14 protein-coding genes and 1 pseudogene are annotated in these 20,852 nt (G+C 49.1%); 7 read left to right on the forward strand and 8 right to left on the reverse strand.

What is annotated here, in order from left to right; translation table 11 throughout:
• Nucleotides 1-236 precede the first annotated feature (236 nt).
• The 3 genes from NDI52_RS24850 to NDI52_RS24860 all read right to left on the reverse strand — a co-directional run bounded on the left by NDI52_RS24850 (nucleotide 237) and on the right by NDI52_RS24860 (nucleotide 4,457).
• On the reverse strand, nucleotides 237-2,990 hold the full coding sequence (locus NDI52_RS24850) for a hypothetical protein (protein WP_190774279.1): 2,754 nt from the start codon (nucleotides 2,988-2,990) through the stop codon (nucleotides 237-239).
• A 265-nt stretch (nucleotides 2,991-3,255) separates the two neighbouring features.
• Entirely contained in the window at nucleotides 3,256-3,999 is a 744-nt protein-coding gene (locus NDI52_RS24855; RefSeq protein ID WP_199307559.1) for a hypothetical protein, read from the reverse strand.
• Nucleotides 3,960-4,457 carry a hypothetical protein gene (locus NDI52_RS24860; RefSeq protein WP_190774278.1) on the reverse strand — a complete coding sequence of 166 codons (498 nt, stop codon included), beginning with the start codon at nucleotides 4,455-4,457 and terminating at the stop codon, nucleotides 3,960-3,962. The genes NDI52_RS24855 and NDI52_RS24860 overlap by 40 nt, the downstream gene beginning before the upstream one ends.
• A 569-nt stretch (nucleotides 4,458-5,026) precedes the next feature.
• On the opposite strand from NDI52_RS24860, the gene NDI52_RS24865 reads away from it, so the two are divergent.
• Nucleotides 5,027-6,004, forward strand: a complete 978-nt coding sequence (locus NDI52_RS24865) for a tyrosine-type recombinase/integrase (protein WP_190769918.1) — start codon at nucleotides 5,027-5,029, stop codon at nucleotides 6,002-6,004.
• 327 nt (nucleotides 6,005-6,331) lie between these two features.
• On the opposite strand, the gene NDI52_RS24870 is transcribed toward NDI52_RS24865, so the two are convergent.
• Nucleotides 6,332-8,053: a R3H domain-containing nucleic acid-binding protein gene (locus NDI52_RS24870; RefSeq protein ID WP_190769917.1), complete on the reverse strand. Its 1,722-nt coding sequence runs from the start codon at nucleotides 8,051-8,053 to the stop codon at nucleotides 6,332-6,334.
• Between the two features lie 640 nt (nucleotides 8,054-8,693).
• Between NDI52_RS24870 and NDI52_RS24875 the strand changes: the two genes are divergently transcribed.
• The 3 genes from NDI52_RS24875 (at nucleotide 8,694) to phaC (ending at nucleotide 11,395) form a co-directional block, all read left to right on the forward strand.
• Nucleotides 8,694-9,704: an SDR family oxidoreductase gene (locus tag NDI52_RS24875; protein WP_190769916.1), complete on the forward strand. Its 1,011-nt coding sequence runs from the start codon at nucleotides 8,694-8,696 to the stop codon at nucleotides 9,702-9,704.
• Nucleotides 9,701-10,189, forward strand: a complete 489-nt coding sequence (locus NDI52_RS24880; protein ID WP_190769915.1) for a poly(R)-hydroxyalkanoic acid synthase subunit PhaE — start codon at nucleotides 9,701-9,703, stop codon at nucleotides 10,187-10,189. Before NDI52_RS24875 ends, NDI52_RS24880 begins: the two co-directional genes overlap by 4 nt.
• A gap of 132 nt (nucleotides 10,190-10,321) precedes the next feature.
• On the forward strand, nucleotides 10,322-11,395 hold the full coding sequence (phaC, locus tag NDI52_RS24885; RefSeq protein ID WP_347279991.1) for a class III poly(R)-hydroxyalkanoic acid synthase subunit PhaC: 1,074 nt from the start codon (nucleotides 10,322-10,324) through the stop codon (nucleotides 11,393-11,395).
• Nucleotides 11,396-11,568: 173 nt separating this feature from the next.
• Here phaC and NDI52_RS24890 read toward each other — a convergent pair whose 3' ends face one another.
• Nucleotides 11,569-11,832, reverse strand: a complete 264-nt coding sequence (locus tag NDI52_RS24890) for a hypothetical protein (RefSeq protein ID WP_190769913.1) — start codon at nucleotides 11,830-11,832, stop codon at nucleotides 11,569-11,571.
• Nucleotides 11,833-12,182: 350 nt separating this feature from the next.
• Here NDI52_RS24890 and phaA point away from each other — a divergent pair, with 350 nt between their 5' ends.
• The 3 genes from phaA to NDI52_RS24905 all read left to right on the forward strand — a co-directional run bounded on the left by phaA (nucleotide 12,183) and on the right by NDI52_RS24905 (nucleotide 15,087).
• Nucleotides 12,183-13,373, forward strand: a complete 1,191-nt coding sequence (gene phaA, locus NDI52_RS24895) for an acetyl-CoA acetyltransferase PhaA (RefSeq protein ID WP_190769912.1) — start codon at nucleotides 12,183-12,185, stop codon at nucleotides 13,371-13,373.
• A 38-nt stretch (nucleotides 13,374-13,411) separates the two neighbouring features.
• Complete coding sequence (locus NDI52_RS24900) at nucleotides 13,412-14,134, forward strand: SDR family oxidoreductase (RefSeq protein ID WP_190769911.1); 723 nt, start codon at nucleotides 13,412-13,414, stop codon at nucleotides 14,132-14,134.
• 107 nt (nucleotides 14,135-14,241) lie between these two features.
• Nucleotides 14,242-15,087 (forward strand): alpha/beta hydrolase, encoded by an 846-nt coding sequence (locus NDI52_RS24905; protein ID WP_190769910.1) that lies wholly within the window; start codon nucleotides 14,242-14,244, stop codon nucleotides 15,085-15,087.
• Nucleotides 15,088-15,329: 242 nt separating this feature from the next.
• Here the strand turns inward: NDI52_RS24905 and NDI52_RS24910 are convergent.
• The 3 genes and pseudogenes from NDI52_RS24910 to NDI52_RS24920 all read right to left on the reverse strand — a co-directional run.
• Nucleotides 15,330-15,801, reverse strand: a pseudogene (locus tag NDI52_RS24910) (transposase); the annotation flags it as partial.
• Nucleotides 15,782-20,029, reverse strand: coding sequence for a PAS domain-containing protein (locus NDI52_RS24915; RefSeq protein WP_190789174.1), 4,248 nt, complete (start codon nucleotides 20,027-20,029; stop codon nucleotides 15,782-15,784). The pseudogene NDI52_RS24910 and the gene NDI52_RS24915, both read right to left, overlap by 20 nt.
• Nucleotides 20,030-20,434: 405 nt before the next feature.
• Nucleotides 20,435-20,848 (reverse strand): pentapeptide repeat-containing protein, encoded by a 414-nt coding sequence (locus NDI52_RS24920; protein ID WP_190769908.1) that lies wholly within the window; start codon nucleotides 20,846-20,848, stop codon nucleotides 20,435-20,437.
• Nucleotides 20,849-20,852: the final 4 nt, after the last annotated feature.

Consider the following 20,852-nt stretch of genomic DNA (forward strand, 5'->3'; position numbering starts at 1 on the left):
AGCATCTACTGGTTGGGGAGTAGAGTTTTGGTGCTCATGATTGATCAGCAACCTCATGGATATTGCTAGACCGTGCTTTAAAGCCCGCTAGAAAGATTGTTTTTTCGGGTACTTTGCACCCGAAAAAACAACTTCTAAAACAGACTCTATTACTTCATCACACTAATTCGGGCAGGTAGATATAGTGCGTGTTGTACAAGCTTGTAAAGCGCAATGTGCAGTGCACAGCCGTGGTACTAACTGAAATTAAACATTGTTGATGTACCAACACCTACATTGACAGCGATATTGGTAGATGTGAATCCAGTCACCCCTTTAAGTGTTAACAGCAGTGCACCAGTACCAAATCCACTGTTTCCTTTCACTTCATCCCCCAGGCGGAACTGAGTGCCCGTGCCAGAGGTAACGACATCAATAGACCGAATGCCATTGAATTGTAGTAAGTCTCCCCCTCTACCGCGCGCAAACTGGTTAACGGTATCACGACCATGGCCAATGTTATACACTACTGTGTCAACGGCTTTATCGGCCCCCAGGTTCAGTACGTCATTGCCATTGCCGCCCAGTAGAATATCAGCACCTGCATTGCCTATCAGCACATCGTTGCCGCCCCCACCAACCAGGGTATTACGGCCACGGTTGCCGGTCAGCCTGTTACTCAGGGCATTACCTGTGCCATTAATGGCAGCGTTACCGGTTAGAAGGAGATTTTCCACATTCACTCCTAACCCCCAGGTAATGCTCGATCTGATGGTATCAACTCCCTGGTTCACAGCTTCTACTACACGGTCAGTGCTGGAATTGACACCATAACTATCATTCCCTACGCCGCCTATCAATGTGTCATCACCCGTTCCACCATGAAGGCTGTTGTTCGCACTGTTACCCCTCAAACGATTATTTAAGGTGTTACCTATTCCATCAATAGCCGCTGTTCCTGTAAGGGTTAGGTTTTCTATATTGGCGGCTAGGCTGTGGGCGATCGCGACTTCAACAGTATCCACTCCACCATCAACTTCCTCTATAAGGGTATTGGTTGACGTACTGATTATGTAAGTATCATCGCCTGCGCCACCCACCAATTGATTGGTTCCAAAGCCACCATCCAAAGCATCATTACCTGCGTTACCCATCAGGGTATCATTACCATCATTGCCATTGAGAATATCGTTACCGACCCCAGCAATGATGGTGTCGTTGCCTGCACTACCGATGGCATTCAAGGCTCCCTGGAAACCATCAAAGTTAAGCACTTCAAAGTTTTGGATCACCGAACCTGGTATCCCGCTCACTTGATTGGTGGCTGTCCCTAAATTTAGAGTGAGAAGGGTAGATGCGCTTCCTCCAGACATCACGAGAGTGTCAACTCCAGTTCCCCCGTTAAACAGGTCGTTTTGCTGGGCATTGCTAACCGTGGAGGTTACGGTATCGTTACCTGCATCGGCCAAAATCTGATCCTGTTCGGGGGTTGCTGTAAGGCTATCATCATTGACCGTACCCGTGATCACGTTCGGGGTATCGTTTGTCAGTGGCAAAACCCATAATTCACGTCCGTTAACGCCGTTGTCAGCAGAGAGATAAAGTTTGCCATCCTGGTAGCCCAAAATAGATGGGAATGAGCCATTGGATCCAGGATTAAAATCTGCAACCAATTCTGGATTACTTGTAACCGGATTAATCCTCCAGAGCTCATTCCCATTAATGCTATCTTCAGCGGTGAAGTAGAGAGTGCCGCTGATATTAGTTAACTGACTCGGAAAGGACGACTCAATACCCGGTTTAATATCAAGCATGACTGGGTTGTCTGTATCTGGATCAACTCTCCAGAGTTCGAAGCCATTATCGGTGGTGTAGGTTCTGAAATAAAGTATGCCGTTAACGTTAGTCAGCTCATAGGGACGCGACGATTCAGGGTCAGGATCGATGTTAAGTACAACAAATTCGCCCGTATTGAAGTCAATCTTGCTGAGTTCGTAGCCACTAATGAACTGCATCGGAAAATAAATTGTCCGACTGATCTGTACGGGTGAATTCAGCGTACGATTGATCTCCGTCAGTTCCTGGATATCAAACTGGACATTATCAAATGTAGTATTTGTCAGTCGTATGGGTATCCTTACGCTCGGGTCAATCCTCCATAATTCTTTAGCATGACTGCTAGTGGTTGCTGTGAAATAGAGCGTACCATTGCGATTGGCTAGGGAATCAGGATTCGATGAAGCAGGACCCGATTCAATTTCGAGTAGAACAGGATTGCCTGTCGTGGGGTCAATCCTCCACAGTTCATTGCCATTACCGCTTGTATAAGCGGTGAAGTAGAGCGTGTCGTTAATGTTGGTCAGATTCCAGGGACTCGATCCACTACTAACGGGTTCAAGTTCGATGAATTCTGGATTACCCGTCGTTGGATTAATCCTCCACAACTGCCTGCCACGATCGCTGGTTTCAGCCGTGAAGTAAAGGATACCGTTAATCGAGGTTAGGCTTTCGGGGTTGGAGGGGCGATCGCCCGGTTCAACATCGATGAGTTCTGAGTTGCCCGTTGTTGGGTTAATTCTCCACAGTTCTCTGCCACTGCTGCTATTTCCATCCGTGAAGTAAAGCGTACCGTTAACATTAGTTAAAGCAGGGGCAAACGACGCATCATTACCCGATAAAAGCTCTGCCACACGAACTGGATTACCCGTTGTGGGTTCCACTTTCCACAATTCAGCGACTCCTGCTCCTTCGGAGTTATAAACCGTGAAATAGAGTGTACCGTTGACGTTGGCGAAACGGGGGAAGAACTCGCCTGTAGCTATTTCTCTAACACGGACTGGTTCTCCTATCGTGGGGTCAACCTTCCACAGTTCGTTCACATTATTGCTATTGGTCGCCGTGAAATAGAGCGTACCGTTGACATCAATAATGTTTCCCGGATTAGAGCCTCCTTCCGGATTGAGGTCATACTGAATCGGGGTGTTAAGCGTTGCTGAGTAGTAATGATCCATTACATTTGATGATGCGAGAGGTACAGGGGTAAATTTGGAAGCAATAACGTAACCAACGTTATCAACGTTGCCACAATACAAAATTAAGATCGATTAGGAATTCGCAAAGGCACCTCAGAAGGAATTTACTAATTTGGAGAATTCTCGAGAAGTTAATTTTTTGTACACTGCGCGCAAAAAATCAACTCCTTGAGAATTCTCTCCGATATTTTCCTAAAAACTTTTACCCCGCAGCCAGCTTTAACGCACCTTCTTCACAAGAAGTTTACCGAAACTGCCCTAACACCCAGACTTGCTGGGTTTCATAGAATTCTCCCCTTTGCTCGATCGCAAATCCCCCCAACAGCAATGCCAACCATAGTTGAATCAGTGGCATCCCAATGGCCTGCTGAAGCTGCACGAGAGGAATCATCTCAATCTGTTTTTTTCCCATCCATTGGCCGATCGCCTCCACCCAACTAGACACATCTTCATCATGGGCGATCGCCAACGCCTGATTAAACGCCTCCACCTCTGTCCACTCGGGATGCTCTTTCATCTGCTCATCCAATGCTTGCAGGAGAGCTGATTGGTCCAATCCACCGACGATAGAAACAGCTTCAAGCGAGTCCGCCCGACGTTCTGGCAACTTTCGAGGCAAGCTTTCCAATGGTTCGATGAATTGATCAAAATCTACTTCCATCGTCTGTCGCACGTAGCGATCGAACGCGTCTTCAGGCATGGTCGGTCCATCGTCGCTTGCGGTCGCCTCCAATTCTTCAAACGCCAATATAGAGCGATCTTGAAACACTTGCACAATTTGGGCGATCGCCTCTGCGGCTACCTGTAACTGCCCAACCGTATCCAAGTCAGCCAACGATTCTTCCAGCACATTGAGCAGTTGCCGCACATCAGCGTCATCCGGGGCGATCGCTGCTTCCCTCAGCACCTCCCATAGAGGCAACTCCAGCTGCTCCACCGGCCCCATTCCTACACCTCCACCTTCAACGGGCAGGGCCGAAGAGGGCATCCCCCTGGATCCAAACGAATTTGGCTCGCAAACTTCCGAACTCCGTAGCGCTGCTCCAACATGCTCAGCATCTTGCCCACATAAGTATGCACTTGGCTGGGTACCATTCCCGCGCAGTGGACGGGAGGTACGATCGCAACCTTCTCTTGTCCTTGCCAAATTTCAGCGGCGATCGCATGCACAGGCGTATCGGCTCCTACCTCGCGATACACCACCAGCACCCCAAACACCAATTGGCTCAACGGCTCAAATGGAACTGTAATGTGCTCTGGTTCTTGTTCCTTCCGCTTACGGTTGCGGGTTTGATTGATGCGATCGCGATGCCGCGCATAAGATCGCCGACTATAACAAACAGATGGATTCCAACACCCATCCCCATCAGCCCCATGCAAAGCCTGTGCTTGTTGAGCCGGCAGCATGGCACACTTGCGACATTTTTCCGGTAACGCTTTAGCCATCAACCCTTTCTAGAACGCAGCTCTACCCCTTCAAGCAACGAGTGATCGCCCCTCAAGTAACTGCCCTCTCCTGCGACGCCAGCCCATCACGCTCAAAACGCAATCCTCATAAAGCCATTAAGGACGCCAAAGGTTTAGGCTGCCGTCATTATAACCCTCTTTATCAACCTAAAGTATAAACTCGTCTGAGATCCATCATATTCCGGATAATAGTTCTCTGAAGCCACGTTGAGGATAGAAATACGACCGGGTGACTATCCTTTGCACTCGCGATCAGCAATTCTCAGTATGGAATTAGGCCCGAAGACCGCTTGCCGAAGGCAAGCGGTCTTCGGGCTTCAAAGCCAAGATTGCGCGCCCGTCGGGCGCGCAATCTTGGCTTTGAAGCTCATAATGAGAACTGCTGACTCGCGATCGCTCGATTTGACCGAAAACTCTACTCATGCCTGGCACCGTTCTAAAACCAATTTTCGAACCCTTATTTTTCGTCGTTTCGCGCGAAAAATGAGGGTTCGGGGATAGGCACAAGATTTGCGTCTATCTTTGTACTATTGCTTATCGATCGCCGTATGAATCGTCGCAAGTCCGTTCCCGATCCGATTATCCTTCCCCTTCAGACTGTTCCGGGGGCAGGGGAAGTTCATCCTAGCCAGTCACTTCAACCCGATCAGTTGAGAAAGCTACGGGTAGATGAATTTTTACAGGCGCGATCGCTGGCCCCTAAGAGCCAGAAGGCTTATCGGCAAGACTTGCAATATTTTCTGAACTGGACCGATAAGGGGTGGGCAGACATTACCCCTCGCAGCATTGCCCAATTCAAGGGGTATCTGCTGCGAGATGACACTCAATCCGGACGGCGCGTACTATCCGATGCAACCGTTCGGCGTATTTTGGGAACGCTGAAAAACTTTTATGGGTGGATGGTGCGATCGGGCTACGTGACGGTTGACCCTACCGTAGAAGTCCAGTTGCCCAAGCTAAAAGAGCCTGCAGCCCAGAACCTAACCCATGATGAGGTTGCCCAAATATATGACGCAGTCGCGCTCAGTTCTCTGCCTGAACGTAACATGGCTCTAATTTCTGTACTGCTGCATGGGCTCCGAGCCGAGGAGGTATGTGCATTAAACTTGGATGATTATGACGGACAGCGCTTGAGAATCCGCGAAGCAAAAGCAGATAGCAAAGGATTTGTCCCTTTAGCTCCTCAAGGAAAAAAAGATCTAGACCTTTATCTCCAATGGCGACGAGACAGTGGAGAAACCCTGGCTCCGGAGTCTCCTTTATTCATTTCCTACTCGCGCCGGAATGGCGGACAGCGTCTCGGGTATGACGGGGTTCGGAAGTTCATTGATCAGATTGCCGAGCAAACTGGGATTAACTTCCACGCTCATCATTTCCGGCACACCTTTGCAACAAACTTGGTTCTGAGAGGGATGAATCCTCATCACGCAATGACGCTAACCCGCCATCAATCGGTACAAAACTTTCGGCGCTATACCAAAGCGGCAGATCAGGCTGCAGCAGAGGCTGGAAAAAACGACCCCTAAAGCAGGCTCTCGTCGTTTACTACAAGGGCTTTGGCAGGCCACCAATCTTGATAGGTGCGATGTAATGTACAGACCCAAGGAGCCAGATCAAGAACGTTTTTGAGCGCTGCACAACATACGGCACTCAAACGCAAAATAAAGCGCAGTAGGGATATTACCCTACTGCGCTACTTCACCGATCAATTCTCAGCAATTCTCAGTATGGGCATCAAAGCCAAGAGTTCACGCCCTACGGGCGTGAACTCTTGGCTTTGATGCCCGAGAACCGCGCGCCAAAGGCGCGCGGTTCTCGGGCCTGATTTCAAAATGAGAATTGCTGATCAATTCTTAAGCTGGATAAATTCTCAGGCGACAGTTCGGTTCGGTGCCAAAGCTACTGGATTTGAGGCGATAGCGCTCAATCAGCTCGTGCTGCATGGCCCGAACCCGGGGCGATCGCGGCAACAACTCCACAGGTTGCCCCTTCGGAATCACGACCTGTTCAACAGCCAGCCGAGCTTCTTCAAGGGCATCTAACTCATTCTCTCCATCACCGCCCCCTTCAACCACATCCCCTACTCGGTCATACGAGTGGGTCTCTTGGGTTTCCATTCCCAATGCTTGCTGCAAGGTATTCGCAATCTGAGCAATGGTATTGGCCTTGACGGCATAAATCGGCACCCCAAACCCCTCGGCCATACTCCGCAGATTATGATGTTTCCGCAGGTTTGCTCTCAGGGTGAGGATAGCATCAGCTCGTTCTACCCCACCAACAATACGGACAGGTAGGTTCAATTGGGCGATCACTTGTTGAACCAGATTACGGCTCATTTGATAGGGATAGATTGCCAATCCTCGCTCTCCCGTATCTTGAGCAGGCGGAATTGCTTCCCTCTCCCAATCATCCCAACGCTCAGGGGAAGCAGATGGTAACGTTGGGCTCTGCCGTTCCGTCAGGAACTCGACTTCTCCATGCTGAGGAAATTGCAGAACTCGTTTGGGTGGTTGAGGCCGGTTGGCTGAGAATGGTGTTGTTTGAGCCGTTTGAGGACGCCGCTCCAGGGGTACCTTTGGTACTTCCCGCATAATGGTGACGTGCCCCTGCTCATTAATGCTTCTCGTTTGTAGATTCGGTTGTTGTCCTCGCAGGAGGCGATCAACGGTGTCGGCCACACTTTCATGTACCGTCCACGTCTGTCGCTCTTGCATTTCGACAGCAATCTCAAAGGTTGGGGGTGCTTTGCGCTCCAGCACGCTCTTTTGAGAACCACGTCGCCGGGCTTCATCATCACCCAGAGTGACAGACTGAATACCACCTACCAAGTCCGAAAGTGTTGGGTTTTTGATCAGGTTCTCCAACTGGTTTCCGTGAGCCGTACCAACCAGTTGTACACCTCGTTCGGCGATCGTCCGTGCGGCTAAGGCTTCCAGTTCCGTCCCAATTTCATCGATCACGATGACTTCAGGCATGTGGTTTTCCACAGCCTCAATCATCACCTGGTGTTGCAGTTCGGGGTGCGCTACCTGCATCCGTCGAGCTCGCCCGATCGCCGGGTGCGGAATATCGCCATCTCCTGCAATCTCGTTGGAGGAATCAATAATGACCACACGTTTGTTAAGGTCATCGGCTAGCACTCGTGCAATCTCACGCAAGGCAGTTGTTTTACCGACTCCGGGGCGACCCAACATGAGAATGGATTGGCCAGTTTCAACCAGATCACGGATCATGGCGATCGTGCCCAAAATAGCGCGGCCAACCCGGCAGGTTAAGCCAATGACCTGCCCCTGGCGATTCCGAATGGCGCTGATGCGATGCAGAGTTTGTTCAATGCCAGCCCGATTGTCAGCTCCAAAGTGTCCCACACGCTCAATGCAATACTGCAATTGTTCATGGGTCACCGCGTCTTGAGACAGGTACTCGGCCTGCCCTGGGAAACGGGCCTCTGGCAACCGGCCCAAATCCAGCACGACCTCCACCAGGACATCACGCTGCGGATGTTGTTCTAAGCGTTGCTGGATATCGTGAGGCAAGATCTCCAAAAGCCTTTGGAGGTCGTTAGTGTTGTGCATGGTTGAAGAATAACGCAACGAATGACAGTAAAGAAAAACTGAAAACTTACTTTTGTGTAGCTTTTTTAGCTCTCTTCACGGTGTAGCGGGATTATTAAAGCATGACTTCGTTGAGTAAGATCGCAATGCTTTATTCGCACACAATGCAACGCTAAGGTGTTCTACACCAATACTTATACTCTAGCGGTTTAAGCCTTAAATGAAATCCAGAAAACCGATGTTTTTGATCGGTTCTAACCACCTATCTCAGACTTGTTTTACCCAGAGTCACTGTTCTGTGCGCTTCATGCACTAAAAAATGATCCTGGGTAGGTAGCTTTATCAAACAGCAATTCCCATTTTGAAATCAGGCCCGAAAACCGCGCGCCAAAGGCGCGCGGTTTTCGGGCATCAAAGCCAAGAGTTCACGCCCTACGGGCGTGAACTCTTGGCTTTGATGCCCATACTGAGAATTGCTGTTTATCAAACGCTCAGCTTGCTAAACATAACTTTAGACGAGTAGCACTCCATCCCGTATTTGACCAGCACCCATAGCATAAGGCTCTAAAAGAAAGCTCTATTTCTGTAGATCCTTCATCAGATAGAAGTCTTACATCAGATCTATTGTTAGTCTTCGGGCAAGAAGATAGGAGCCGCATTCATGCAATTGAAGCCAATTCGGGATCAAGTCGTCGTAGTTGTTGGTGCAACAAGTGGAATTGGACGTGCAGTGGCTCTTCAGTTTGCCACCGAGGGAGCCAAAGTGATGGCCTCGGGTCGTAATGAAGCAAAGTTGGCTTCGCTGGTAGATGAAGCTCGCAGCCTGCAAGGAGAAATAACTCCTACCATCGCAGAGGTGACGGATTTTAATCAGGTAAACGCGATCGCCGATAAAGCCGTTGCCACTTACGGGCGGATTGATACCTGGGTGCATATTCCTGGAACAGGTTTGTTTGCCCCCTTCGATCAAATTACACCGGAAGAATTCAAGCGCATTATTGAAGTAGACTTGCTGGGGCAAGCGTATGGAGCCATGGCTGCCCTGCCCCATCTGAAGCGGGAAGGCCGCGGGGCACTCATCCACATGTCTTCCATTGAGGGAAGGCGATCGCTTCCCCTACAAAGCGCCTATGGAGCAGCCAAACATGGTATTGAAGGCTTTTTGGAAGCGCTGCGGGTGGAGTTGCAACATGAGAAGATACCTATCAGTGTTACCAGCATTCGCCCTGCGGTAATCAACACCCCCTTCTGGAATAACAGCATGACTCGCCTGGGCGTTAAGCCTGCCGGGATTCCACCCTATTACGATCCCCGCCTGGTCGCGGATGCGGTGCTGTATACCGCCACCCATCCCACCCGCGATTTTCTTGTGGGGGATGCAGCCAGAGTGATTGATGCGTTGCAGCGGCTCTCGCCTGCACTGGTGGATGCTATTCTGCTTCAGATTGGTTTTCCGCTCCAACGCTCTGACGATCCCAAATCAGAGCATGATCCCAATAACTTGTACGAACCGGTGCCGGATCAAACTCGCATTGATGGGGATTACAGCAACATGGTGGTGCCAAGCATCCTGGATTGGGTGGATAAGAACCCAGTGCTGAAATGGGGGGCAGTTGCCGGGGTTGCTGCCATCTTTACCCTCACGCAAGGGCTACGGGAAGGTTCTCGATGATTCCCTTTTTCCAGCACCCGGAATTGGGTGATAGCCGTGAACTGAGCTACCAACTATGGCAGAGCGTGGAAGCCTGGTTTCATTGGCAGCAGGCGAGTTTTAATTATCAACGGGTTCTCCTGGAGGTTTGGATCAAAACCGCTGAGGAGTTTTTGCAGATGCTCGCCCTAGGTAAAGAAGGGGCAGCATCCATCAACCCACAAATGATGCAGCACTGGCAACAATGGCTATCTGTGTGGAGCCAATCGTTCGATCGCAAGTTTGCTCAAACGTTTCAATCCGACGATGCCCTCCAGATACGGGGACAGTATTTAACGGCTGCTGCCACCTTGAAAAAGCAGCAGCAGCAAGTGCTCGATGTCATTCTCAAATGGAATGACCTCCCTACACGCAGTGAGATAGATGAAATTCATCGCAATATTTATGAGCTACGCAAGGAGATGAAACAACTCAAGCAAGCCTTCATAGAACCCCGCTCAGATTAAGCACAGCGATAAAGGTTAAAGGTTGTTTTCCCGTTTCTAAAGTCTATAGATAATAACCCTTTAACCAGCTTTAAAACACCCTTAGTCGTTGAGTAATGAGTTTTTACAAGTCATGAATTAATGGAAAATCCGGTGACTCAGGCTAATTTTGCAAGAATACTCAAGGGCTTTCAAGCATTCGGAAATGTAGCGGAGGAGGATATTCAGATTGGAGTGACTCCGAAGGAAGTTATCTATCAGGAAGATAAGGTTACATTGTACCGCTATGTTCCAGAAACGGAGCCTTCTCAAAGAATCCCCCTATTGATTGTTTATGCCTTAGTGAACCGTCCTTATATTGTGGATCTCCAGGAAGGGCGATCGCTTGTGGCGAATCTTCTCAAACTAGGTCTTGATGTTTACCTGATTGATTGGGGATATGCAAGTCGTGCTGATCGCTGGTTAACCCTGGATGATTACATTAATGGCTATTTAAAAAACTGTGTGGATGTACTGTGCGATCGCCTGAAATGCGATCGAATCAACCTGTTAGGCATCTGCCAAGGGGGTACTTTTAGTCTATGTTATAGCGCTCTACATCCTCAGAAAGTCAAAACATTAATCACCATGGTTACCCCCGTCGATTTTCATGTGGGAGGGGGTCTTTTGAACCTCTGGGGCGGTTCCACTCTGGGCACACAGGCTTTTGATGTGGATTTATTAGTTGATGCATTTGGCAATATTCCCGGTGAATTTCTGAATTCTGAATTCATCATGCTCAAACCATTTCAGCTTGGGTTTGAGAAGTATCTGAACCTGTGGGATATGGCAGAGGATGAAGACAAACTATTGAACTTTTTACGCATGGAAAAGTGGATTTTTGATAGCCCAGATCAGCCGGGAGAAGCCTATCGACAGTTCATTAAAGATCTATTTCAAGAGAACAAATTGATTCAGGGAAAATTTGAAGTGGGAGGACAGATTATTAACTTACGAGATATTCATATTCCTGTTTTTAATATTTGTGCGGAATATGATCATCTGGTTCCACCTCAATCTTCTAAAGCACTTGAACATTATATTGGTAGCCAAGATTACACAATACGGTCTTTTTCAACAGGGCATATCGGAATTTATGTGAGTAGTAAAGTGCAGAAGGATTTACCGAGGGCGATCGCTGATTGGCTCAAAGATCGAAATGAGATTATCGACGTTATGCCCGGTTAAACTCCTTCATTCGATAGATGGTTGGGGAAAACCAACGCTTTAGTATTTAGTCGTGAGTATTAGCAAAAATTAAAACAAAAGGAGGAAATTTATCAAGTTATTCTTGAAGAGGCTGCATTAAAAAACCCTCCAAGAAGATTTCCTGGAGGCTTTTTAGAGATAAGTAATTGCGCTTACTTATTCCGCAACATTGAGAAGTAATTTTGCCAAAATTGCTTCTGAGTTTCAAGGGTTAATCGAGCTAAGTTCTCCTGAAATGCCAAAGTATCATTCACAATTTTTTCTTGGAAACTCAGGCTGTCGTCAAGGTTTTTCCGCATACTTTCATTATTGAAGCCTGACATACCTGGAATGTTAGAGGTAGCTCCTTGAAAAAACTGTCTTTGTGCTTCCGTAACCTGATCCAGAAATTGGCTGGCACTGGTATACCAATTCATAAAGATAGCTCCTTATTCTAAGGATAAAGGTCATCCGGCGTTCACCCTCATATTAGAATAGCAACCCATGTTCAGCAATCCTTCTCGATAGGAATTATGAGTTGGAATAGGAGAAATGTTCACACTGAAAATAATCAAATTGGGGTAGTCAAAGCATTTAAGAATATCAGTCGCTCGCTCCAATTTCCATAGCTCCTAAAGGGGGACTAACCCCCTTATCTCCTAAAATTCTCGTGTTTGCTAAACGTCTGTTTAATACTTACAACAGACAGGCTTTATCTATTCACAATCTAGCCCGTTTCCAGGGCAACTGTATCCCAAATCATTCAACAACAGCAGGGTAAATGTGAATGCAAGAAGCCTACATTGTTTCAGCCGTACGGACACCTCTGGGTCGGTTTGGAGGAGCTTTAGCCGAATTCTCTCCAGTGGAATTGGGGGCGATCGCGATGGAGTCAGCCCTGAAGCAGGCCGGAGTTCCTAAAGAAGCCCTCGATCTCTACATCCTGGGTAATGTGTTGCGGGCAGGACATGGACAATCTCTGCCGCGTCAGGCGGCCTTTAAGACAGGAATTCCTAACACCGTCAATGGCTATGCCGTTGATATGGTCTGCTCATCAGGCATGATGAGCGTGATTAATGCCGCGACCGCTATTCGGTCAGGAGATGCAGAAATTGTGTTGGCTGGGGGCATGGAATCAATGTCTCAGGCCGGCTTTTTCCTCTCCCATCGTGCCCGTTGGGGGTACAAGACCTTGATGGGAACGCCAGAACCTGTCACAGATATTCTGCTCTACGACGGCCTCACCGATCCCACAACTGCCGAAGGCATGGGTACTCAGGCAGAACGTCTTGCCGCTGCCTATGGGGTCACACGGGCAGATTTGGATGAAGTGGCGTACAACTCGCAACAGCGAGCAGCGATCGCCACCGAACAAGGCTGGTTTCAATCTGAGATCACACCCGTTACGGTAACGAGTAAAAAAGGAACTCAGGTGATTGACCAGGATGAAGGCATTCGTACTGAAACAACTCTGGACAGTCTGGCAAAACTGAAACCGGCCTTTCAGGAGGATGGCGTATTTACCGCAGGCAATAGCAGTCAGATCTCTGATGGCGCAGCGGCTCTGGTGTTAGCCAGTCGTACAGCGGTGGAACGGTATGGCCTGAAGCCCATCGCCCGATTTATTAGTGGCGCCTGGGTAGGGGGAGAAGCGTGGCGGTTTCCAGAAGTGCCCATCCTGGCTGTCAACAAGCTGCTCGAAAAACTCAATTTGCGAATCTATGACTTTGACCTGTTCGAGAACAATGAAGCCTTTGCTTTGAGCAGTGTTTTGTTTCACCAAAAGCTAGGCATTCCCCATGAGAAGTTGAATGTCTATGGCGGCGCGATCGCCCTTGGTCATCCCATCGGGGCCTCCGGTGCGCGGATTATTGTGACCTTGTTGAACGCGCTGCAACAGCGGGGAGAAAGCATGGGATTAGCTGCCGTCTGTCATGGTACGGGTGGCGGAACTGCAATCGCCGTTGAGCGGCTTTAAACCATCATTAGTTATTTAGATGCAAGGGTGTTTGCAGAATGAAATTCTTAGGTTTAGAAGACAAAGTCATCCTGGTAACCGGCGGAAACCGGGGCATTGGAGCAGCGATCGTCCATCTATTACAGAGCTTAGGGGCAAAAGTTGCTTATACCTATCGCAACGAACCTCATCCTGAAATAGAAGCCTTTGCGGTACAGGCAGATGTTACCGATAAAACAGCCATGGAGATGGTTATTGAACAGGTTGAGCAGAAGTTAGGCATGATTTATGGCGTTGTCGCCAATGCAGGAGTAACGTGCGATCGCCTCTTTCACAAAATCACTAGTGATGACTGGGATACAGTAATTGACACGAATTTGAAAGGTGTTTATCACACCTTTTCACCCATTATTCCTAAACTCTATGAACAGGGTGAAGGTTCTCTGGTATCCATCACCTCTATTTCTGGAGAACGAGGAAATCTGGGACAAACAAACTACTCGGCCTCTAAATCTGCCCTTATCGGATTAACGAAATCTCTGGCGCGAGAAGCAGCTCGCTATGGGGTACGGGTTAATGCCGTTTCCCCTGGCTTCATTGAAACCGAAATGGTGCAGGCAATCCCTGACAAGGTAAAAGAGCGAATTTTGGCTGAAATTCCTCTCGGTCGATTTGGACAACCGGAAGAAATTGCCTGGGCCGTCGCTTTTCTACTCTCACCCATTGCCAGTCGCTATATTACGGGGGAAGTATTGCGGGTGAATGGTGCCCATCATACTTAACTCTTGGGCGGAATATTCGCCTCTGCCACTCCAAAAGAATTGCCCCATTCAGGTATTCAATACCCTGTCTTGTAGAAATAATGTCACTCCCACTGCCGTAACCAACCATGACCGTTCAAGAACACCACATCAACTTAAATGGCATCCCAACCCGTTTCTTCCAGACTGGCCAGGATGGGTTGCCTCTGGTACTGTTCCATGGAACCGGTGAGAGCGCTCTGGATTGGTCCTGGGTGCTGCCAAAACTGGGCGAGAGGTATCGTGTTTATGCCCCCGATTTACCCGGCACGGGTTATGGTTTAAAACCAATTCGAGACTATAGCATTGAGCTTTTCACGCAGTTTGCCAAAGACTTTTTGGATGCGATCGCCCTGGATCGCGTTGTCATCGGTGGCAACTCTCTGGGTGGATTGATTGCCCTAAACATTGCCCTGGCCCGTCCTGAGCAAGTGGCAGGTTTGATTCTGGTGGATAGCACAGGACTAGGAGAAGAGGTCAGTCCATTCCTTTCATCACTAACCCTGCCGTTATTCGGGGAGGTTGCTGTGGCTGGCTGCCAAACTCCGGTGGGAGCTGTGATGCGATCGCGCTCCCGTGCCGCTTTACAATTTGCCCATCCCGACCAAATTCCCAGGGAGTGGTACGCCGAGCAGCAACAATTAGCCCAAAACTTTGGCTTCCTGGAAGCAACCCTATCCGCCCTCCGTGCCCAACTTACTCCTACGAACCAACGAACGGTCATGCTGGAATCTCTGCCCCAGCTCCAAATGCCAACGCTTCTAGTTTGGGGTGAGCAGGACTTGATTTATCCCAGAACTCAGGCCGAAGAAGCGGTCAAACACATTCCCCAAGGTTACCTCAGCATCATTCCCGATTGCGGCCATGTAGCTCCCCTGGAGAAGCCCGACCACTTTGCCACCGTCCTCGACGAATTCCTGAGCAAACTTACTTAATATCGATGCTCTACGGGTGTTTTTCGTGCGCTTTGCACACAAAAAACATCTCAAGGCTTGTTGGGTGTGGTGTGCTTTGCACACCACACCCAACTTTAGTATTGCGGTACTTTGTGCTGCGATACTTCTCATACACAAAGGTTATGGCTTATAAAGACTGGAAAGAGCCACTGCAAAGTCTTAGAGAAAATCTTTCAACTCAAGAGTTACGCATTTTTCTTGTGTGTGGTGTGCGAAGCACATCACACACAAGAAAAATGCATTAAATATAGAGCTTCATAGTCCTTACTCAAGCGTCGAAAGCGATTAAGCCAACCAAAGGTACGTTCCACAATCACCGTTTCGGTAAACACTCAAAGGTCTTGTCTGTTCGCTCAATTACCTCCACTCACACCCCCTCTCCACACACTTGCTGTACAGCCTTGGCAAAGTTCTTCCCTGAATACCCTTGATCCACCCAGAGCACTTCTAATAACAAGTAAGGTTAAATGCACACAACAAAAAGCAAGGTGACGCTTTGCGTCACCTTGCTTTTTGTTGTGTGCATTTAACACGACATGATATAACTTGGAGAGTTTCTCTTTGGCCTGATCTAAAACAAGGACGGCTCCCAATCGCTCTGAGGTGTTAGCCTCTCACCAACAGTCCAATCACCAATCCTTGAGAATCGACGACGATATGCCGCTTACGGCCTTTAACCTTTTTGCCACCGTTTCAACTCCTTCTGATCCTCAAGTAGCCTCATGATGACAGTTAGTAGTTGAATGGGTTCGATAGGTTTCGGAATATGCATTTGAAAGCCGGCCGCTAATGCTTGTAGGCGATCGCCTTCTCTAGCATAGGCAGTCAATGCAGCCGCAGGAATTTGCCCACCACAGCCTGGAGGGAGCGATCGAATACGACGAATGAGCGTTAGCCCATCTTCATCGGGCATTCCCACATCACTGAGCAATACGTCAGGTTTATAAGTTTGCAGTAACTCCCAGGCTTCAGTAGCAGACGCTGCACTCGTAACCCCTGCGCCATATTGCTCCAAAGCCGCCTGTAAAAACTCGCGCGTATCCACTTCGTCATCGACGACCAGCACTCGGATATTAGATAGATCAAACGGTGCATCAATGATCGTTTGACGATACAGCCCCTGGTAACTCGTTGGCTGATCCTGAATAGAGGCTAGAAGGGGTAATTGAACCGTGAAAGTTGCCCCTTGCCCTTCTCCAGCACTATCAACGTAAATGCTGCCGCCATGTAATTCGACTAAATTTCGCACGATCGCCAATCCTAATCCCAGCCCACCCTGGGTACGCGTCGTGGTTGCATCCTCTTGCCGGAACCGTTCAAAGACATACGGCAAAAAGTCTGGAGAAATTCCCTTACCCGAGTCAGCGATTTGAATCTGAATCGTCTGATGAGCAAGACCAACACGTACATCAATTTGACCGCCAGCAGGGGTGAATTTGACAGCATTCGAAAGCAGATTCCAGGCCACTTGTTGTAATCGATCAGGATCACCAGAAACAATGACCAGATCGCGGGTCGAGTGAAATGCGAGGGTAATGGATTTGTTTGCGGCAGCCGGACGAATGGTATCCATCGCTGCCTGAATACAGGGGATCAAATTCGTTGGACGGAGATCCAGCCGAATCTTTCCACGAATGATACGGGAGATGTCGAGTAAGTCTTCAATTAACTGAGTTTGCGCTTGAGCATTTCGCTCAATGGAAGCCAGTGCCTGCTCTGTTTTCTGGGGGTCAAAGGCACGGGTACGGAGCAGGCGAGACCATCCCAGAATTGCACTGAGGGGCGATCGCAACTCGTGCGAAACCACCGCCAAAAATTCGTCCTTCATCTGGCTAACCCGTTCCAGTTCCATACGGGCTGCCCGCTCACGGTCGAGGGCTCGGGCTCGTTCTTCGATTAATAATTTTTGATCATGAATATCAGTCGAAGACCCAAACCATTTCACCATCTGGCCACTCTGATCGCAAAGCGGCAGAGCCTGGGATAAATGCCAGCGATACTCCCCATCGCTTGCTCGACGTAGACGATGCTCGGTGGCAAATAGCGTACCTGTTGCCAAAGCATCTTCAAAAGCTTTGATGGTATTGGGAACATCATCTGGATGCATCATTTGATGCACCCCAGTGCCATGGGCCTGTTCTAACGACAATCCAGTGTAGTCGTACCAACGCTGATTGCAATAGTCGTGATACCCATCTGGCCGAATTACCCAGAAGAGTTGGGGCATCGTGTCTACCAGGGTACGGAACATAAATTCGCTCTCTTGTAGAGCCGCTTCCGTTTGTTTGCGATCGCTAATATCAAACAGGATTCCTAACATACGCTTGGGTTGCCCATTACTGCCGTAATGAAAACGACCATAGGACGATACCCAATGCACACTTCCATCGGGCCAGATCACCCGATATTCATCCGAATAGTCCCGCTTTTCCTCCATTGCTTGACGAAGCGTGAGCTTAGCAGCCGATAAATCCTCGGGGTGTACCCGCTCGCACCACTCCTGATAAGTTCGTTGTGGGGTTCCCGGTTCATATCCCAAAATCATTTCATGGTAGGGCGTCCAAATAACTGCATTGGTGCGTAAATCCCAATCCCAGCAACCAATACGAGCCGCATCAAGGGCGAGTTCCAGACGTTCCTGGCTTTCCTGCAGAGATGCTTCCGCTTGTTTCCGGATCGCTTCGCTCCGTTTCAGTTGAGTAATATCTGCTACTGTTCCTGACATCCGATACGGTTCTTTTGCGGCGTTACAGAAGCATTGCCCCCGTGCCAATATCCATCGCATGGTGCCATCTGGCCAAAAGGTGCGATACTCTTGCTCAAATTCACCGCTGTTACGTAACGCATCCAGTGTGGCCGCAATAACGCGCTCACGGTCGTCTGGATGAAGGGCATGGATATGCCCTTCATACGTAATGGGAAAATCGGATGGAAAGCCAAAAATTTCTTTACAGCGGTCGTCCCAGGTTAACTGTTGTGTTTGTAAATTCCAATCCCAAATGCCTTGTTTTGCGCCTCTCAAGGCCAGTTGTAGCCGTTCCTCACTCTGTTGAAGCGCAGCTTCTGCCTGCTTGCGGGATGTGATGTCCAGAAATGCACCAATTACGCCACGAATTTCTCCGGATTCATATCTGACAGGAACAGCTTTGCCATAGAGGGAACAGACATCACCGTCTTCAAAAACAAACTCAAATTCCCCTGAAACTAATTGTCCCGTACGTCCTGCTAATTGCATTGGCAAGTCATTCGGACCAACGTCCTGGCCAGCCTGTTGAATTTTGAACTGGAAAGGATATTCACCATCGGATGGAGTCGCTGTCATCACGGAATCGGGCGATCGCCGCATCATTTCATAAGCAGCTCGGTTTGGCGTGACATGATGACACTGAGGATCATGAGCAATCCAAACACCCGCTGGAACTGCTTCCATAAAGGCTTCTAGCTCTGCTGCCCTGGCTCGTGCTGTTGCCTCACTTTGCCTCAGAGCCGCTTCTGCCTGTTTCCGTTCACGAATGTCGGTCGTGCTACCCACGACCCGCACCACTCGTCCCGTTGCATCCCGTAGGATCAGTCCCTGATCATGCACATCGATATACTCGCCCTGCTGATTGCAAACTCGATACTCGAGGCTATAACGTTCGTCCTGCTGGAGAGCCTGCTGCAATTTGTGTCTGGTAGCCTCGACGTCTTCTGGATGAATAAGCTGCATCCACCACGCGCTTTCTGCACCGATCGCCTCTTCCGAGAAGCCAAACAAATGACTCATCCCCTCACTGCGGTCTACCCGGTCGTGTTCCAGATCCCAGTCATACACTGCCGCATTAATGGCTGCCATGGCTAAACGAAACCGCTCATTGGCTTGAGTCAAAGCCTGCTCAGTTTGTTTGCGTTCTGTCACATCCACCCCAACACCCCAGGTTGCCCATCCGGGTACAGAACATGCGGCTGCAATATTCGACCAGGCAATTGTCCGAGTACTGCCATCCTTACAGGTCAGATCCCACTCCCAGTTACGGTAGTCATCTCCGCGTTGATTCCATTGGGCAGTTTGCTGCTGACAATATTGAGAATTCGGATAAAGTTGCTCCATAATGCCAACATTGCCAATGACCTCTGCTGCGGTATATCCAGTGATACGCTCACATTCCTGATTCCAGGCAATGATAGTGCCAGCGTCATCAAAGGCATCAAGCATAACGGGCATATTTTCTAGAATGGAGCGCAGACGAGCCTCACTGTGGCGCAATTCCTCCTCAATCTGCTGGCGAGCGCTCACATCCCGCCAAGTCGCGACAAAACCATCTCCCAGTTTTGCAACTCGAATGTCAAAGGCTCGGGCTAAACGGCATTCTCCATCCTGATCCTCATAAAACAGAGCATTTTTCACGAGTGGCTGCCCAGTCTCAACAACCCGACAATACTCGTCAAATAGGCCGCTGCCTCGATGGACGGGTAGCAGTTCACATAGCCCTTTTCCCACTTGCTCCTCAAGCGTCATTTGATGATTCAAGCAGGCCGACTGGTTCACAAACTGGACTCGAAAATCCAGGATCTGCCCCTGCTCATCCCGGATGGCAGTGTAAATTCCAAAGCAATCCAGCATCGTCTCAATGGAGGTGCGAAATCGCGCCTCACTGTCCTGGAGTTGCTGGTTCACAGACAAAAGCTGATGGCTCAGGGACTGTACCTTTTCATTAAGCACAGCAGGTGGTGTAGGAGCAGCGCTTATGCGACGTAGAAGCAGTATTGTTGTCACCAGGCCAAACAATCCGATCGCGCCGACTCCACTACTTAAGACAATTAGCCAATCTGATGAGGAGCACCCAGAAGCGATCAGTTGTGATAAGCCAAGCAGCCCTGTTCCATAAATGAGGAGCGATAGGAGGTTCGCCAGGGAGACGAAACGGTTGTTTTGAGCCATATTAAGGGGCGCAATCTAGTGAAGAGACTTGATTGCTTTAGAGGGAAAAAATAGAGATAAGGGATAATTTATGACTTTAGGCAGACCTACAACGACTACCTAAGGAGAGATATCGGCTTTCTCTACCCAGAAAAAAGTACTCTACTCACATCTCGTATTCTAAAACCCAAACTTAGAACCGTTGTTTTTTCGTCGCTTCACGACTAAAAAACAACGGTTCTGAGTTTGGTGCAAGATATGGAATCACCTGCCATTCCTTTTAAGAAGGGGGGCGGCTTAGCCCCTCTCCTAAAAAATGACTTTTAAAACCCTAATACGCTGAGGCGGAAATCCATCACCTATGTTTTGTGTGGGGTGCTTCGCACCCCACACAAAACATAGGTTGTGAACTTAGGCCGCAGCCTACTAGGCTATTGAGTTGCACTGAGAACCATCAGGCATGGTGGCACCAAGCAGAAAAGCGTCCGTCAGGTTAGCCCCGTCTAAATTAGCCTCAAACAAGAAGGCATGACATACGTTAGCTTCTAGCAAGATGGCACCTGTTAGTCTCGCTGCACTCAGTTGTCCTTCCGTCAGGTTTGATTTCAGTAGGACGGCACGTTCGAGATTTGCTTCCGTAAAATTAGCTCGCGCCAAATTGGCCTCCCGCAGGTTGGCCTGGGTAAGATTGGTACGGCTCAGGTTGGCATCTGCCAAGTTTGCACGGCTCAAATTAATTCCTGCCAAATCTGCGCCTGATAGATCAACCCTTGCCAGGTTAACCGCCTCAAACTCTCGTTCTCCAGCGGCATATCGTTGTAATAACTCTTCCTTAGTCATGGAT

Source organism: Leptolyngbya sp. PL-A3, assembly GCF_039962325.1.
Lineage (GTDB): Bacteria > Cyanobacteriota > Cyanobacteriia > Elainellales > Elainellaceae > Vacuolonema.